This window comes from Rhodopirellula islandica, from assembly GCF_001027925.1.
Classification (GTDB): Bacteria; Planctomycetota; Planctomycetia; order Pirellulales; family Pirellulaceae; genus Rhodopirellula; species Rhodopirellula islandica.
On the sequence record NZ_LECT01000003.1, the window covers coordinates 1 to 15,594 of the forward strand.

Here is a 15,594-nt window from a genome sequence, read left to right on the forward strand (position 1 = left end):
GGATCAAGCTGGCTGGTGCAACTGTTTCAGGGCTGGCGGGTGAGATGAAACGCTTTCAGCGTTGATGGGGGCAGTGCGGGGGAGTTGATGCGGCGGGTTGGGACGGAGGGGCGGTGGTGGTCCGAATTCTTGGCAGGGTGGTCAGTGCGCGAACCGAATGCAACTCATTGAAAAAGTTAAATTGACAATTGGAAAATGCAAATTGATGCGATTTCATCCACGCATTCCGGCGTTTTACAATTGTCAATTTGCACTTTCACTTTTTCAATCGCGACAAACGCCGTATCAATACCATTCGTCGGAAACCGCCCAAACCGCCTGGTTGATCTCATTTTTATCAGCCCAGGCGTTGCGTTTGAGCGTTTTGGAAGAGTTTTATGTTTGATCGGCAGGAGGAGGCAGGAGGAGGAGATGCTGTGAGGCCTTGCTTAGAACCACGTGAACAACAAGTGACGTAGCGGAAGGGCGCAAGCCCTCCGGTTCCTCACCGGGCGGCTTGCGCCACACCGCTAACATTGTGACTTGTTGTTCACGCGTCGCTTGTGCAGCGGGTTGGGAGGGAGGATTCTCAGGCTGGAAGCCTAAGCCATTTGGGTTGCAAACGACGGGTTGAGCGACTTGCTGAGGTGGCAGGTTGGAGGCCGCGAATTGGATGGCACGGTTGACGTGCGGGAGCTGAGTTTGGATGGGGATGTATTCGAAGCCTGCGAGCGCTGAGCAGAAGCAACGTTGGGCGAAGATCGAAGCAGTTGCTGGGGCACAACGATGTGAAGACGACGGAGATCTACACGCACGTGCGAAATCCGCACGAGGCGAAGGTGGTCAGTCCGTTGGATCGGTTGATGCAGGACGGGGAAGCTGAGGAGTTGCGTTTGGGCCGACTGAGGGCCTCAGTCGGCTACAGGATTGGATGGAGTTGGAGCGGGGCGACTGAAGGGGTTCAGTTGGCTGCAGGTCGTTGGACGGAGACAGAGTAGTGGTCCGTCAAAGTTAAAAGTGAGGGTTGATCGTAGTGGACGAGGCCACGAGTCCTTGGATTTGACGCCGGTTCAGGACTCGTGGCCTCGTCCACTGCCCTAAAAACAAGTCCTGCCGACCTGCTTAGCAAGTTCCAAACAAGACTCCGTCAAAGCGACCTTCATTCAATGAGGGTCGCTTTTTTCGTGCCTGTCATCAAACGCATCTGTCGCACATCGCCATCACGCTACACCGCCCCGGATGGGGCCGTCGTGGAGATGCTGCGTCGTTCCTATCTTTTCACTGGGTGTGGTCGATGGGCTTGGCTACCCGTCTTCGAAGCTCATCGTATGGAAACGTGAAGACGCTCAAGTCCACTTCCAAACCGTCCAGAAGTGCACCGTCATCGCGACGATCGACGCGACAATCGAGATCGCAGTCGGAATCTCGTAGTGGTACTGCAAACGTTTGTGATTGCCCCAGTACCAGCGGAAATGAATGAACAGGCTCACGCAGATCAGCAGCACTCCAAACGTGATTGCGGGCGTGCCGTTGTATTCCTTCCAGAACATGGGGGACATTTGCCCTCGGTGGGCAAGGTTGATCGTGGTTGCTCGCTGAACGAGGCAGCATCGCAGTCCGTGGAGACAAACCACTGCTGCGATGCCCACTCCCACGACCCGCCGTGTGATCGGCCCACCGTCGGGGCCGTCTGACAAGCGGTCAGCCAAATCGAGGATCCAATCGTGTTGATACATGGTCGTGGCGTGGTCGTGAGGAAGGCTCGGTGAACGTCCTTCCTTTCCCAGGTTCCATCTCGGGGCGATCGGGGCGCAACAATCGGCGTGCGGAGCTCGATTCCATGACGAGGCTCCGTTCTCGCTTGTCGTGCGAGCGCATTTTGGGTGACGGGATTGCCAGGTTGTGGTCGGCGTCATCCAGCGACGGGGGACGCCTGCGAAGGAACTCTGTGCACCTGGAATCCCGGAAGGATGCTACGGGACCCCCTGGCGGGGTGTGCGCGGTATGATGAGCGCCGGACGACCACTCATTTGGAAACTCAAAGGTGCGAACATGTCACGGATCGCGATCATCAACCCTGCCTTTGAAGTCTCCTATTGGGGGCTGGAGTATTCGCAGCCACTGTTTGGCAAAAAGGCCAACATGCCAGTTGCCAGTCTGCCATTGTTGGCCGCTCTGACACCGCCTGAACATGAAGTCGTCTTGTTCGATGAGAATGTCGAAACGCTGGATTTTGAAGAATTGGAAACCTTCGACATCGTCGCGCTCACGGGCATGAGCGTGCAGCGATTTCGGATGGATTCGATCGTCTCTGAATTGAAGGACCGGGGGTGTTTCGTTGTCATCGGTGGACCCTGGGTGACGGTCGAAGAAGATTACTTCGGCGATCGCGCCGATGTCATTTTCATAGGCGAAGCCGAAGACACTTGGCCTCGGTTCCTGAAGGAATGGCAAGATGACGAGCATCAGCACCGGTACGAGCAAACTGAGAAGACGGAGATGGCGACCGTCCCCACGCCGCGTCACGATCTTCTGAAAAACAAACACTACCTGGTCGGCAGCCTGCAGATTTCGCGGGGCTGTCCGTTTCAGTGCGAGTTCTGCGACATCATTGTCACCTTTGGTCGTCGCCCCCGCATCAAACAGGCGTCGCAAGTGACCGCCGAGCTGGACAGCTTGCTTGGACAGGGGATGCACATCGTTTTCATCGTCGATGACAACCTCATTGGCAACAAGGCTGCGATCAAACCCGTCCTTCGCGAAGTCGCAGCGTGGCAGCAAAAACACGGCTACCCCATCGTGTTCAGCACCGAAGCGTCCTTGGATTTGTGCGAAGACGATGAACTGATGGAGCTGATGGCCGAGGCCAACATTCAGTCCGTGTTCATCGGACTGGAAAGCCCTGATGAGGAGTCACTCAAAGAAACCAAGAAGTACCAAAACGTCCGCAGTCGCGGAGGCACGATGCTGGACAAGGTCCACCGGATCCAGGACTTTGGGTTGGAGGTGTGGTGTGGATTGATCGTTGGTTTTGACAATGACACGTCCGCGATCTTTGCCACTCAGCAAAAGTTTCTGAAGGATTCCCGGATCGCGCATGCCATGGTCGGTCTCCTGCATGCCATCCCCAAAACCCCCTTGCACGCCCGGTTGTTGGAAGAGGGAAGGTTGGACTTGGCCGACGAACATCACTTTGGCACCAACGTCATCCCCAAAGGCATGACACGTGACGAATTGCTGCAGGGGTACTTGGAGACGATGCGAAACGCGTATGAGCCAGACGTCTACTTCGATCGCTTGGATCAGCTGTTTGTGCGAGACCGATTTGAGTTTCGTGCTCTGAACACGGACTACTTCCAGCAGCATCCATGGCAGCGTCGCAAGCAGTTCGCCATCTTCACGGCGGGATTTGTGGCCATGTTCATCCGGTTGATGTGGAAGATCCCCGATGCTGACCTGCGTCGAACCTACCGACGTCAGATCTGGGGGGCGGTCCGGAAGAGGTTCACGTCCCCGGATATCTATTTCTTCTATGTGCTGAAATGCGCGATGCACTACCACCACCACCGAATGACGACGGAGATGATTGACGATCCCTCCAAGTTTGTCTCCAGCTATGGCAAGGCGATGCGTTCCGACCAACCTGCCGCAGAGAAGGCGAGCTGCCATCCCGTTCCAGAACTGCAACCGGCGGGAAACGTTGGCGTCGTTGCGTCGCCCGGTCTGCCGGTGGTCGAGGTCGGTTCATCCAGCTGAGCAACTGCTCGCCTTGAGCGGTGAGGCAGGAATGTTTGGGGTGATTCCCGCGAGCCGTTTGGGAATTGGTGCCGACTCGTTTCGGTCGTCTCCCTGCTCAAGTAGGCCGGATCAAGCCGCTTCGGCGCCGCTCCGGCAGATGAGCCGACCTTTTCAGATGAGTCATTGCCGGATGTGCATCGCAAAGCCTCCTTCATCCGGCCTACGGTGGTCGCGCAGTCTTCTGCCGCGGGCGGGGTTCGCAAGACGTAGCGAGCCAGGTGTCCACCGAGCATGGTCAACTTGTTCCGGTGGCAGTAGGTTGTGGGTTTTCACGCTTCTGACCTTCTCCTCGACCATGCTCATGCGACTTTCCTGGATCGTTCTATCTGCGTTGGTGACTTTGCCACTGCCCGGACAACTGGTTTCGGCCGATGAGCCGGTGCGACTCGACCCTCGATCCCCACGTTGGTCTCCGTTGGTGGATGTCATCGCCAAGGTGGAACCTGCGGTCGTCGGTCTGTTTTTGGAAGGCGAAGAACCAGGGCACTTCAACACGGGCAGTGGAACCATCATCCACTCCTCGGGCTACGTCCTGACCAACGACCATGTCCTGTCGAGCGACGAAGGCTATGTCGTGCTCGGCAAGATGGCGGGACGCTTTGAGGTCGTGGCGAGACTGCCTGAAAAGGACATTGCCATCGTCCGAATCCTTCACGTCAAAGGACGCTTGCCCGTCGTACCTCTCGGACACAGCAATGACGTGCACAACGGCGAGGCGGTCGTCGTCGCGGGCAACCCCGGTGGTCGCGGGATCACAATCACGTCCGGCATCATCAGCTCCAAGAAAACCTACTTGGACATGCCCAACGCCTTGGTCGCGACGAAGTACAACTTGCTCGCACGAGACGATTACTTGCGATTCGACGCAGCCAGCAATCGTGGCAACTCAGGCGGTCCGTTGGTCAACATGGAAGGCAAGATCATCGGGATCGTTTCGCGTGTGAATCCCGACGAGCAGAACGCAAGCTTTGCGATTCCGATCGATCGAGTTCGCAAGTTGATCGGACGGATTGTCGAGCCGGAACTGCGTCACGATCGCTGGGTGGGCATGACGCTCAATCCACTTGCCGAAGCTGCCCTCGTCGCATCCGTCGAAAAGGAGTCCCCCGCCGAAGTCGCCGGAATCCTCGCGGGGGACGTGATCGAGTCCGTCGGTGGTGCTCGAGTCCGCAACGCGGCCCAGTGGACGTTGGCACTGGATCAGGTGCTGAGAGAATCCGAGGAAGTGGAGGTGCTCGCAAGCCGAAATGGTTCCGCGTTGCCGATTTCGATTCAAACGGTTCCGGTGCCAGCGCTGGAAGGTGTCCAACTGGACGATCAGGAGCCTGGTCTGGACTATCGGATGTACTTGGGCAAGTTCAAAAAATTGCCTGATTTTGAAGCGATGGAAGTGGCTCGAGTCGGGCAGGTGGATGCATTGGACTTGGAAGCGATTCAAGGGGACCAGCGAGACGATTTCGCGTTGATCATGGATGCGATGATCCATGTTCCCGAGGACGGGCTGTATCGCTTTGAAATCACCTCGGATGATGGCAGCCGAGTCTTTCTGCATGACCAGCTCCTCCTGGACCACGATGGCAATCATCCGCCCATGACCGTCAGTCGCTTGGTTCGAGCCAATGCTGGTCTGCACCCCATTCGAATCGAATATTTCGAGGGCGGAGGAGACCAAACCTTGACGGCAGGATTGACCCGAGTGGATGCCTCCGAAGGTGATTCGTCCGAGGAATTGGACTCTCAGGCGGAAGCAATGCCTCTTGATTTGCAGTTCTTTCGCGTGCCTGTCCCTGAGCCAACCGCGGAACCAACATCCGACGCTGCGAGCGAGTAAAATCTTTGCGAGCTGCTCTGTTTGAGCAGCCAAGCGGTTTTTCCTGCCCCTTGTTCCCATCACACTTTCCCACCCCCGAATTGCCGATGAAAACCTTGCTCTTCGCTTCCGCGATCCTGTCTCTCTCCACCCTTGTTCACGCACCCCAGACCGCTCGTGCAGAGGATGCCACGGCGAAAGCCGGGGAGTGGGAAACGCTTTTTGATGGCAGCAACTTGGACGCCTGGCGCGAATACAATCGCGATTCGGTGACGACCGGCTGGAAGGTCGACGGCGACGCGTTGACCTGCATTTCACGCAAGGACCAAGGCGACGCCGCCCGTGGTGAAAACATCATCACGAAAGAAAAGTTCGCTGCCTTTGAGTTGGAGCTCGACTTCAAGGTCACCCCTGCTGCGAACAGCGGCGTCATGTTTCATGTCGTCGAAACCAAAAAACCACCCTACTACACCGGCCCCGAAATTCAGATCCAAGACCACAAGGGCGGCCACGATCCACAGAAATGTGGTTGGCTGTACCAGCTGTATTCCTCCGACACGGACGCCACGAAACCCGTTGGCGAGTGGAATCATTTGCGAGTGTTGATCACCCCTGAGAAATGCGAGATTGCGGTCAATGGAGTGCTCTACTGTGAGTTCGTCAAAGGCAGTGATGACTGGAACGAACGTGTCGCCAAATCCAAGTTCGGCAAGTGGGAAGGCTTTGGTGAGCCCACCGAAGGTCACATTTGTTTGCAGGATCACAACGACGAAGTTTCGTATCGGAACATCCGCATTCGCCGACTGTAGGCCAATTCACTCCTCGCCACCGGTATCATTGCGGTGCCCTGCGACGATCATCCTGAAAGGACTCACAACCACAGCAGCCGTCGGTAACCGCACGAGTTACCGACGGCTGTTTCTTGCGTCTCTCTCCCCCCCTTCCTCTTCCCTCCTCCTACCGCTTCCCCCACCGTACAAACGCGTTCTCCGTGGCCAGGGAGCAATGCAGGACGCGAAAGTCGCCCCAACCTCCATGAAGGACGCGAAAATCGCAGGACCGTCTCGCGATTCACGGGCAGTTCCTTCGTCAGCCCCTTGGGATGCGTGTGTGCGTACCGCCGAAGCCATTTCAGAAACCGTATTCGGTCACTTTTGCTGACATCGTCCGCCGATGCCACGTCCACCTCAAAGCCCGCTGGTGTCGTCAGAACGACTTCCAGGAGTGGCAACATTGCCGCAGCAACACGCAGCAGGTAAGATTTTGAGCACGGGAGTGAGTTGAGTGATATTGGTCAAACACCCCAACTCACTTACCCCGTATCATGCAATTTCCCGAATACGACCTACTGAGTAGGGTTGAATCTATTGTTATGCCTGAAAGTCCTCCTGCATGAGCAGCGAAAGTAGTCAGCCAAAATCAATGATCCACAACGCGGTTGCCGAGTTCCTGCACGATCTCGAGGGTGTGAATCATGCAGTGCAGATTGCGTGCCCGATAGTTCAGGCTGCTTCGGCTAAGACGCGTACCAAGTTCGAGGATTTCTCGGAGCCGTTTAAAAAGGAGGCGAGCGAGGAGGATTCTTCCCCGGTCTTTCACGTGCCCTTTGCTTCAGACAAGGAGTTTCGTGAACTTCGGCGACGAGACGCAGCCCTGCGAAGCGCCCTTTTTCAGACCCCTCGCGCATTGCTTGTTGCAATGGTTAGTACGTACGATGCATTTCTCGGGCGGTTGCTGCGTTCCGTGTACCTCCTGACACCGGATCAGCTTAACGCGTCCGAACGCACTTTTTCGTTCTCGGAGTTAGTTAGCTTCGGGTCAATCGAGGCTGCTCGCGAACACATGGTCTCAGCGGAGATTGAGTCGGTCCTCCGAAAGAGCCACACGGAGCAGTTTGAGTATCTTGAGAAGCGTCTCGCAATTCCCCTTCGTAAAGGCCTTGATTCGTGGTCAACTTTCGTGGAATTGACGCAGCGTCGCAATCTCTTCGTTCATGCTGACGGGATAGTCTCGCGCCAGTACTTGAAGGTATGTGCGGACGCTGGGGTGGAGTTAAAGGAAAACTTGCTGGGCAAACGACTGCACGTTGGCCCTGCTTATTTTGAGAAGGCTTTTGACTGCCTCTATGAAATTGCCGTCAAGTTGGCTCACACGATTTGGCGTAAGCTTTCGCCGGGCGACCTGCAGTCTGCTGATGACTCGCTTAACAGCACTTGCTATCAGTTGCTCGAAACTGAGCGTTACAACCTGGCTCATGAGTTGCTGGTTTTTGCTACGACCGGCCAGCCACGCCACAGTTCAGCCTTTCGTCGCCGTATGCTGGTTATAAATCGAGCCATTGCAGTGAAGTTCGGGGGTATCGAGAGCGCGCCTTGGCCGCTCGATACCGAGGACTGGTCTGACTGCGGTGACCCCTTTGCACTAGCGGTTGCCGTTCTTAGCGATGACCTCGAGACCGCAACTGCGGTTATGCGGAGGATTGGGCCCGATCACGAACTTGTGCACCCAATAGCATACGGTAGTTGGCCGCTGTTTAGATCTTTTCGTGAGACCGAAGAGTTTCGAGATACCTACAAGGAAATCTACGGCGACGAATTTACTGTAACTGAAGATAAGACAGCAGAAGAAGCCAGCGTCGATCCTGATAGTCGCACTGAGACCGACGAGGATGGTGAAGATGGTGGTCCGCAACACCTGCTGGCATAACCAGTCCGATGCACCGGAGTAGGTGTGTCCTGCGCTACGGCGGTTGGCTTCGCCATTTTACCGCCTTCGCTCCGGCCACCCCTACCCGGTGATCGGGTGCGTTATCCGATTAAAAACGCACAAATCGTAGCGTCGCAATACAGCGATGATTAAGATGACGCCTTAGTGAAAAGACGCTCCATCCAAACCAATGAATGCAATGCTTAGAAGCACTCGCAACGCTTGGCTTTTGACGGCAATCGGCTCCGTCGCTTTTGCGACCTCGGCCGGTCTTGGGATGTCCAACATGGACTATCGTCCGGGTGCATTCTTGTGGGGGATTTCCGCGTCTGGTTGGTCATGTCTTGGATTTCCAATGTTGATTGCAATCGGGTTTGTTTCAACGATGCCTTTCAATTGGTTGGCAATGAGAGGAGCACCAGCTTTCGCTATAGTCACTGCAGCGGCGTGCTACGGACTGCTGTTTCTTTTTGCTGCGTCTAATTCAACGCCGACCGCAAGGGTCACGTGGGCTTTGGGGCAGCCGATTCCAAGACGCGCGGCATTGCTTGCTGTCCGTCAACATGACACATTCAACGATGGCTATTTCGTTCATGCCAAACTTTCGATGCCTAAATCGGATTTAGACGAGATCGTTGATTCATGTAGCTATCGCCCTTCCATTACCAGTGATCGGTTCGCACAGCTCTTTCCAAATGATCGCTTTCCGGAGATTGGCAGTTCGGAGGACGACGAATACATGGGCCAAATTGGGTATCGGGACGCCACTGCTATAATGTTCTATAACAGTAACAGTCAGTTGCTCTACGTGTCCCGCCATTCGCGAGAACCTAAACCATAAAGCGGATAACCGGGGGATGCACCGGAGCACGTGTGCCACTGCGATACGGCGGTGTGCCTTCGGCATTATACCGCCTCCGCTCCGTGTCACCCGTACCCGGTGATCCCGACCGTTCCCCGACAGATCATCACTCCGCTTCGATCCCAATGCCTTCGATAATGCCTTGTTGCTGATCGTGATTCTAGCTTTGATTGCTACGACAGCCTTCTATCGTCAAGCAAAGGCGTTGAACGTTCATCCCGGCAAAGCCGCAAGTGTTCCGTTCGTCGCTGCTGGATTGTTTCTGATCGCCGGATACGGCACTACGTTCGCACTTAACAAATTTGCAGTGTTGACTGACGCTGCTCCAGCAACCGTTCGCATTATGGCGTTCATGGCCAATTTGTTTTCAAGAGCCGGATGGTGCCACCCACCAAACCTTGACTCCCAACCGCCGCTGCGTAGGATCCAGTTGTCTTGTCAGTCGGTTCCGAGAGGGAGAGCTTTGCCATGCCGCGGCCTCAGCGATGTGAACAGTTTGATGCAAGCGAAGTTGGGATCGTGCATGTCGTTCAGCGGTGTGTGCGGCGAGCCTTCCTCGCAGGCGTCGATCACGCGACAGGCAAGGACTACTCGTTCCGCAAGGAATGGATTCGCCGGCGGATGGAAGCCCTCGCCTCGGTGTTCGCCGTCGATGTCCTTTCCTACGCGGTGATGAGCAATCACCTTCATCAGATTCTCCGCAATCGCCCGGACGTCTGCGCCCAGTGGAGCGATGAGGAAGTGGCGATTCGCTGGCTGCGTGTCTTCCCTGGCCGACGACTTGAAGAACACTTGGCCGAGCCCACTGAAAACGACGTTCAGATGCTGGTCCGGGACAAAGAACGATTGGCCGAAGTTCGCCTTCGACTGTCGGACATCTCTTGGTTCATGAGAGCCTTGGCGGAACCGATTGCCAGGATGGCGAACAAACAAGACGAGTGCACCGGCAGGTTTTGGGAGGGGCGTTTCAAGGCTCAAAAAATTGTCGATGAAGCAGGCTTGCTGGCGTGCAGTATGTACGTCGATTTGAATCCAGTCCGTGCGGCAATGACAGCGTCCCCTGAGTCCAGTCTGCACACCAGTGCCTACGACCGAATCGAAGCACGCAAGGGCGAACAAATCCCTTCCGCCGCGTTTGATCTCAAGCCGATTCCAACGGAAGAAGCCGGACGCAACATTCGAGAAACGCCGCTCGAAGTCCTCCAGCAAAAACGCAAGGCGAAGCGTCGCAATCCGACAGGGAAACGAATCCGGCGTGATGGATGGTTGAGCCCCCTGACACTGGGCGAAACTCAACTGTCCACTGAACCGCAAGTCCACACGAAAGGATTTCGCAGCAGTGACCGTGGGTTCCTGAACATTCGTTGGTGCGACTACAAGCGTCTGCTGGACTGGACAGCGGCCCAATCGGTTGCCGGTCAGGTTGCGGAGTTACCCAAGCGTCTCGCGAAGACGCTTTCCGAAGTTGGGATCGACGCATCCATGTGGCGAGACTTGGTGTGGGATTGGCAGAAGTACTTCGGCAAGTCGAGTTGCGTCGGTCGCCCAGAATCGCTGAAAGCCGACGCTGAACGCACCGGCCGTCACCACCATCGCGGTCAAGTCCAAGCGGCCGCCTGCTTCAGCTAAGCAGTCTCGAAGCAACCGCCGAACTCGCGTTCGTGCATGATCCGACAGGACAGTTGAGACCAACTGTTCTTCTCTGCTGCGTTTGTACGGCAACACCACCAGGCCAATGTCCTCGACGTCGTCAGCCAGGCCTGTGGGAAAGATCGAAAACCGGGGCAACCGCTTCCAATCCATCGTCCGCCCAACGAAGTGTCCGCCCCGGCCCACTTCACAAAGTGGCTGGCACCTTACGAGTTCGTGCGAGCGAGAATCAGACGCGAAGCGTTTTCGCGACGTGCTGGTGAAGCGTTTGGAGCGATGTTCGCCTGGTCCTTATCCGGTTGAAATTGGGCTTGATTGCGATCTCGCGAGGTCCTGGCTAAAATGGCGCGACAGGGAGAACTGAAATGGGAATTGAAACTCTCGTCGACAGCATGTCGCGAACTGAGCAAATTGCAGCATTGCAGCTGATCTGGGACCGCTTGTCTTCGGTTCCGGGGGGTACGGAACCGCCCGGTTGGCATGGTGATGTGCTCGCCGAGCGGCGAGCGTCACTGGAGGATGGGACGGCAAAGCTCGTTGACTGGGCTGATGCTAAGAAGCGATTGCGGGAGCGGCACGGTTGAGAATCCGACTGCACGAACAGGCGGAATTTGACCTGGAGCGTGGAGCAGATTTCTATGAATCGAGAGAGAGCGGAATCGGTGCGTATTTTGTTGATTGCCTCGCTTCTGACATCGAATCCCTGAAAGTATTTGCCGGCACTCACTCGACGAAATTTGGCTTCTTCCGCGCTGTTTCCAAACGCTTTCCGTATTCGATTTACTACGATGTGATCAAGGACGAGGTGGTTGTGTTTGGCGTGTTCGGTGATCGCCAACTCCCTGAGGCAATCGAGGCGTCATTGCGCAACCGTATTTCATGACGCGGATAACGAATAAGGATTTGACTTCGCGTGGATGCGACGGTTGAGTCACTTTCTTTTTCAGCTTTCTTCGTTCGTCGTTGTTCAAAACGCGTCGTCTAGCCGAAGCTCAAGTCCTCTGTTCAAGAAGCCCGGGGATGAACGCCGAACGGCCCGCCTGTTCTCACTTGAACTTTGCTTCTGATTCCTGCCCTCCGGTAGAAGGCTCTGGTTCGTTCCAAGTGCAACTCTTCGGTGGTTGGCCACGTGCTCGGATTTTGGTTGGACTGAATCGGCCGTGAATTGCACCGATTGAGATTCACTGCCCAGTGGTTTCGAGGCGTGAAATTGTCGTCGCGACATATCATCCCCCTTCCCCCTCCTGAAGACGTTCGGATTCGCTCGGTCATTTGACTTTGCAGGTTCATGCGTTACCCACTGTCGTAGCACTCCACAAAGTGGCTGGCACCTTATGAGTTCGCTCACCTTGAGATTTGCAATCCTCCCCAGTTCATCGCTCGCCACCTGTCGCCGCTCCGCGGCTTGTCGAGCAAGGGGGGAGGAATCGAGACCTCGGGTTGAAACCCGAGGCTGACAACTGTCACCGCTCCGCGGTTGTTCGATCACCCCGGCACCCAAAAAAACAAGTCGCGGCGCGACGACAAGTGCTTGCCGCCCAATCGCCGAACGATCCCCCCGGCTCGCGTCCCCGTACGATGGGCTTCCAAGCCCGTCGAAGCCCCTAGCCCTCTCCACAAAGTGACTGGCACTTTATGAGTTCAAAGGGACTCGTGGCCTCATCCATTACGACAGCCCGACACGGATGGATCGAGCGTTGCTTAGCGTGTGGGGCGGTTGGCTTCGAGTTGTTTTTCGAGTTGTCGCATGCTACGTGACAGCAGGACTCGGATGGAAACGTCGGTTTTGCCGAGTTGTTCCGCGATCTGTTTGGTCGGCATGCCGTCGACGTAACGTAGCCGGATCACGGTTTGCTGCTCTTCGCTCAGTTGCCCGATGGCTTGGGACATTGCGTTGAGGCGAATGTTTTGGCTGACCACGGCACTGGGGGAGGTCATGCTGGCGGCGAGCATTTGTTCCATGCCCATGGCTCCGTCATCACCACCCGACGCACCGCCGCCATGAATGGATTGTTGCCGACCCGCGTCGCGGCGTTTGGCATCGAAGTGGAATCGGTGGGCGTCGACCACGCGTCTGCGAGCGAGTTGTTGCAACCACTGCATCACGGAGTATTGGTCCAGCGGTGCGGTCGGCAAACCTGAAATGGCGGCCGTGGCGATTTCTTGGATCAAATCGTCGACTTCGACCATCGCCAGCAGGTGTTCGCCGGTGATGGATTTCACAAACCGGAACAACGACTCGCGGTGCTGAGCGATGTATTCGCCCAACGCGTCCACGTCTCGCTGGCGGATTCGCTGGACCAGCGGATCGTCCGTCTGGGAGCTGGATGGGTCGGGAGAGCTTTCGTCGTTCATCGTGGGAACCGAAGGAGAACCAGCGAGTGGCGGGCGGGCGAGAAAGGGCAACCTGATCGGTGCATGCCATCTTACCGGGGGGATCGCTATCATGGGCGTGCCGTCATGTTTTCCAGTTCGATGAATCTCGAAACACCCCTTCCGCGTCATGACGTCTCGACTGTCTTCCAAACGCCGTGCCTCAACGACCGCGGAGGATTCCACGCTGGATTTGGATGAAATCCTGCTGGAGTGCTTGGAACGCTTGGCGGAACACGATGACGGTGGGACTCCCCAGCGAGTTTGGGAGTTGCTCCCGGAACGCGTTCAGAGCGATGCCGAGGCGGGCGATCGATCGGGCCGTTTCGTCTTGGTGGAAATGGTGAAGATGAGCATGGCGATCGCCGTTCAGAACGAATGCCCGCGATGGCTGGACGACTACTTTGAGGCGTTTCCCGAATGGTTCACAGCGGAGTCAGCGCCATTTGACTTGGTGATGGAAGAGATTCAGCTCCGCCGCGAATGTGGGCAAACCCCAGAGCACGAGGACTACCAAGATCGGTTCCCGCATTTGGAGCGGGTGTTGAAACCGCTGTTTGATTCGTCGCCGGAGCAGCACGCGTCGATTGCGAAAACGCCTCGCCGTGGGCCGCCGACGGAATTGAAGGTGGGAGCGGTGGTGGATGATTTTGAGATCATTCAGAAACTGGGAGAGGGTGCGTTCGCTCATGTGTACCTTGCTCGCCAGAATTCGATGTCGCGATTGGTCGCTTTGAAAGTTGCCAACGACACGGGGGACGAGCCTCAAGCACTCGCGCAGTTCGATCATCCCAACATCGTGCGAGTCTTTGATCAGCGGCAGGTGGCGGTCCGTGATGACGAAGCGCATGGCAACTTGTCCGAGTTGTACTTGCTCTACATGCAGTTCCATCCCGGCGGCACGTTGTCGGAAGTTGTCCGTTTGGCTCGCTCGGTTCCGCTGGTCAACCGCGATGGCGACGTTTATCTGCAGTCGGTGGATCAGGCGTTGCTCGAATCGGCACAGGTGGTGCCGGATCGATCGACCACGCGGACGTGGTTGTCGGGTTGCGAATGGTCCAAGGTGGTCGCCTGGGTTGGTTTGCAGTTGGCTGACTCGTTGCACACGGCGCATGAAGCCGGTGTCCTGCATCGCGATGTCAAACCGGCGAACGTTTTGTTGACCGCGGAAGGTTTGCCACAGCTCGCTGATTTCAATGTGTCGATGGCTGGGACCTCCGGTCGTGCCGGAGCCGCCTCCTCGCTGGGTGGTTCGGTCGGTTACATGGCTCCCGAGCATCTTGATGCGATGAGCATCACGCGAAAGGGGATTCCTGAAGACGTGGGTGAGGCGGCGGATTTGTATTCGTTGGCGGTGCTGTTGTGGGAATTGTGGCAAGGCAAACGACCGTTTGATTGTTCTGGCGGGACGCCGTCCTGGACGGAGTTGTTGGAAGAACAGCACGCCGCCCGCCAGCGAGAGTTTTTGATTCCCGAGCGATTGGACACACCGTCGGAACGCGTCTTGGAAAGCGTGTTGCGATCCGCGTTGTCGGTGGATCCCGCGGGGCGTCCTGAAAACGGCACGGCGATGGGCGGTAGCCTGCGATTGGCAATGCATCCGGAAGCCGCTCGTTTGTTTGATCCCAAGGCGGGCTCGTGGACGCACGTGTTGGGAAGGATTTCTCCGTGGTGGCTTTCCGTGGTTTCGATCTTGCTGCCCAACATTGCGGCCGGATTCATCAATTACTTTTACAATCACAGCGAGATCATGCCGGAGGGAATGCGGCCGAGCCTGGATGAGTTTGCCATTTGGGTCAATTCAGTTGCGTTTCCGTTGGGGGTGGGATTGATCGTCGTTTACACGCGAGCGTCCGCGAGAGCGTTGAAGGCATCGCAGCAAGGTGATTCTGTCGGCGAAGACGAACTCAATTCCATGTTGCGGTTGGGGTATCGAGCCGCATCGATTGGAGGCACCTGTTGGTTGATCGCTGGCATTGTTTACCCCCTGTTGTTGAAAGCCAGGTTCGACGAGTTCACGGATGGGCAGGCCATTCACTTCTTTGCGTCTCTGATGATTTGTGGTGGCGTGGCGATGGTGTACCCGCTGTTTGCGTTGAACGTGGTCGCCACCTGTGTGCACTACCCGAGGATGATTCGACCGACGATGCGGGATCCCAACTTCGAACGTCATGCTCAGCAGATGATTGGTGACAGCGAATCCTTTTTGTTGATCGCGGCGGTCATCCCGTTGATGGGAGCGGCCTTGATCGTGTTTGGGGAAGGTCAAGCGAAGGAGTATCTGTTGATCGCAATCATCGCAGGCATGATTGGGCTGCTTGGTGCGTTTGCCAGTTACCGGATCATCGTTCGGACTTGGGCCGTGCTGGCGGAGGTGTTGTCCAACGAAACAACGGCCACGCCGCGTTGAGGCCTG

General features: G+C 56.4%; 11 protein-coding genes. 9 read left to right on the forward strand and 2 right to left on the reverse strand.

What is annotated here, in order from left to right; genetic code table 11:
- Positions 1 to 1,325 precede the first annotated feature (1,325 nt).
- Positions 1,326 to 1,715 carry a hypothetical protein gene (locus RISK_RS00755; RefSeq protein ID WP_047812356.1) on the reverse strand — a complete coding sequence of 130 codons (390 nt, stop codon included), beginning with the start codon at positions 1,713 to 1,715 and terminating at the stop codon, positions 1,326 to 1,328.
- A 316-nt stretch (positions 1,716 to 2,031) separates the two neighbouring features.
- Here RISK_RS00755 and RISK_RS00760 point away from each other — a divergent pair, with 316 nt between their 5' ends.
- The 8 genes from RISK_RS00760 to RISK_RS00790 all read left to right on the forward strand — a co-directional run bounded on the left by RISK_RS00760 (position 2,032) and on the right by RISK_RS00790 (position 11,688).
- Positions 2,032 to 3,735, forward strand: a complete 1,704-nt coding sequence (locus tag RISK_RS00760) for a B12-binding domain-containing radical SAM protein (protein WP_047812357.1) — start codon at positions 2,032 to 2,034, stop codon at positions 3,733 to 3,735.
- Between the two features lie 343 nt (positions 3,736 to 4,078).
- Positions 4,079 to 5,608, forward strand: a complete 1,530-nt coding sequence (locus tag RISK_RS00765; RefSeq protein ID WP_047812358.1) for a PA14 domain-containing protein — start codon at positions 4,079 to 4,081, stop codon at positions 5,606 to 5,608.
- Positions 5,609 to 5,694: 86 nt separating this feature from the next.
- The gene (locus tag RISK_RS00770) at positions 5,695 to 6,396 is read left to right on the forward strand and encodes a 3-keto-disaccharide hydrolase (protein ID WP_047812416.1); all 702 of its coding nucleotides are present in this window, start codon (positions 5,695 to 5,697) and stop codon (positions 6,394 to 6,396) included.
- 583 nt (positions 6,397 to 6,979) lie between these two features.
- Positions 6,980 to 8,293: a hypothetical protein gene (locus tag RISK_RS00775; RefSeq protein ID WP_047812359.1), complete on the forward strand. Its 1,314-nt coding sequence runs from the start codon at positions 6,980 to 6,982 to the stop codon at positions 8,291 to 8,293.
- A 355-nt stretch (positions 8,294 to 8,648) separates the two neighbouring features.
- Entirely contained in the window at positions 8,649 to 9,134 is a 486-nt protein-coding gene (locus RISK_RS00780) for a hypothetical protein (protein ID WP_047812360.1), read from the forward strand.
- A gap of 489 nt (positions 9,135 to 9,623) precedes the next feature.
- Positions 9,624 to 10,784, forward strand: a complete 1,161-nt coding sequence (locus tag RISK_RS00785; protein ID WP_047812361.1) for a hypothetical protein — start codon at positions 9,624 to 9,626, stop codon at positions 10,782 to 10,784.
- A gap of 413 nt (positions 10,785 to 11,197) precedes the next feature.
- Positions 11,198 to 11,389 (forward strand): addiction module protein, encoded by a 192-nt coding sequence (locus tag RISK_RS33475; protein WP_390173910.1) that lies wholly within the window; start codon positions 11,198 to 11,200, stop codon positions 11,387 to 11,389.
- The gene (locus RISK_RS00790; RefSeq protein WP_047812362.1) at positions 11,386 to 11,688 is read left to right on the forward strand and encodes a hypothetical protein; all 303 of its coding nucleotides are present in this window, start codon (positions 11,386 to 11,388) and stop codon (positions 11,686 to 11,688) included. Before RISK_RS33475 ends, RISK_RS00790 begins: the two co-directional genes overlap by 4 nt.
- 818 nt (positions 11,689 to 12,506) lie before the next feature.
- On the opposite strand, the gene RISK_RS00795 is transcribed toward RISK_RS00790, so the two are convergent.
- Positions 12,507 to 13,160: an RNA polymerase sigma factor gene (locus RISK_RS00795; RefSeq protein WP_047812363.1), complete on the reverse strand. Its 654-nt coding sequence runs from the start codon at positions 13,158 to 13,160 to the stop codon at positions 12,507 to 12,509.
- A gap of 148 nt (positions 13,161 to 13,308) precedes the next feature.
- On the opposite strand from RISK_RS00795, the gene RISK_RS00800 reads away from it, so the two are divergent.
- Positions 13,309 to 15,588 (forward strand): serine/threonine protein kinase, encoded by a 2,280-nt coding sequence (locus RISK_RS00800; RefSeq protein ID WP_047812364.1) that lies wholly within the window; start codon positions 13,309 to 13,311, stop codon positions 15,586 to 15,588.
- The last annotated feature ends 6 nt before the right edge of the window (positions 15,589 to 15,594 follow it).

Coding starts and splice junctions, on each gene's coding strand:
- RISK_RS00785 (WP_047812361.1), top strand. CDS start 9,624: ATGCCGCGGCCTCAGCGATGTGAACAGTTTGATGCAAGCGAAGTTGGG.
- RISK_RS00795 (WP_047812363.1), bottom strand. CDS start 13,160: ATGAACGACGAAAGCTCTCCCGACCCATCCAGCTCCCAGACGGACGAT.
- RISK_RS33475 (WP_390173910.1), top strand. CDS start 11,198: ATGTCGCGAACTGAGCAAATTGCAGCATTGCAGCTGATCTGGGACCGC.
- RISK_RS00765 (WP_047812358.1), top strand. CDS start 4,079: ATGCGACTTTCCTGGATCGTTCTATCTGCGTTGGTGACTTTGCCACTG.
- RISK_RS00770 (WP_047812416.1), top strand. CDS start 5,695: ATGAAAACCTTGCTCTTCGCTTCCGCGATCCTGTCTCTCTCCACCCTT.
- RISK_RS00760 (WP_047812357.1), top strand. CDS start 2,032: ATGTCACGGATCGCGATCATCAACCCTGCCTTTGAAGTCTCCTATTGG.
- RISK_RS00800 (WP_047812364.1), top strand. CDS start 13,309: ATGACGTCTCGACTGTCTTCCAAACGCCGTGCCTCAACGACCGCGGAG.
- RISK_RS00755 (WP_047812356.1), bottom strand. CDS start 1,715: ATGTATCAACACGATTGGATCCTCGATTTGGCTGACCGCTTGTCAGAC.
- RISK_RS00775 (WP_047812359.1), top strand. CDS start 6,980: ATGAGCAGCGAAAGTAGTCAGCCAAAATCAATGATCCACAACGCGGTT.
- RISK_RS00780 (WP_047812360.1), top strand. CDS start 8,649: ATGTTGATTGCAATCGGGTTTGTTTCAACGATGCCTTTCAATTGGTTG.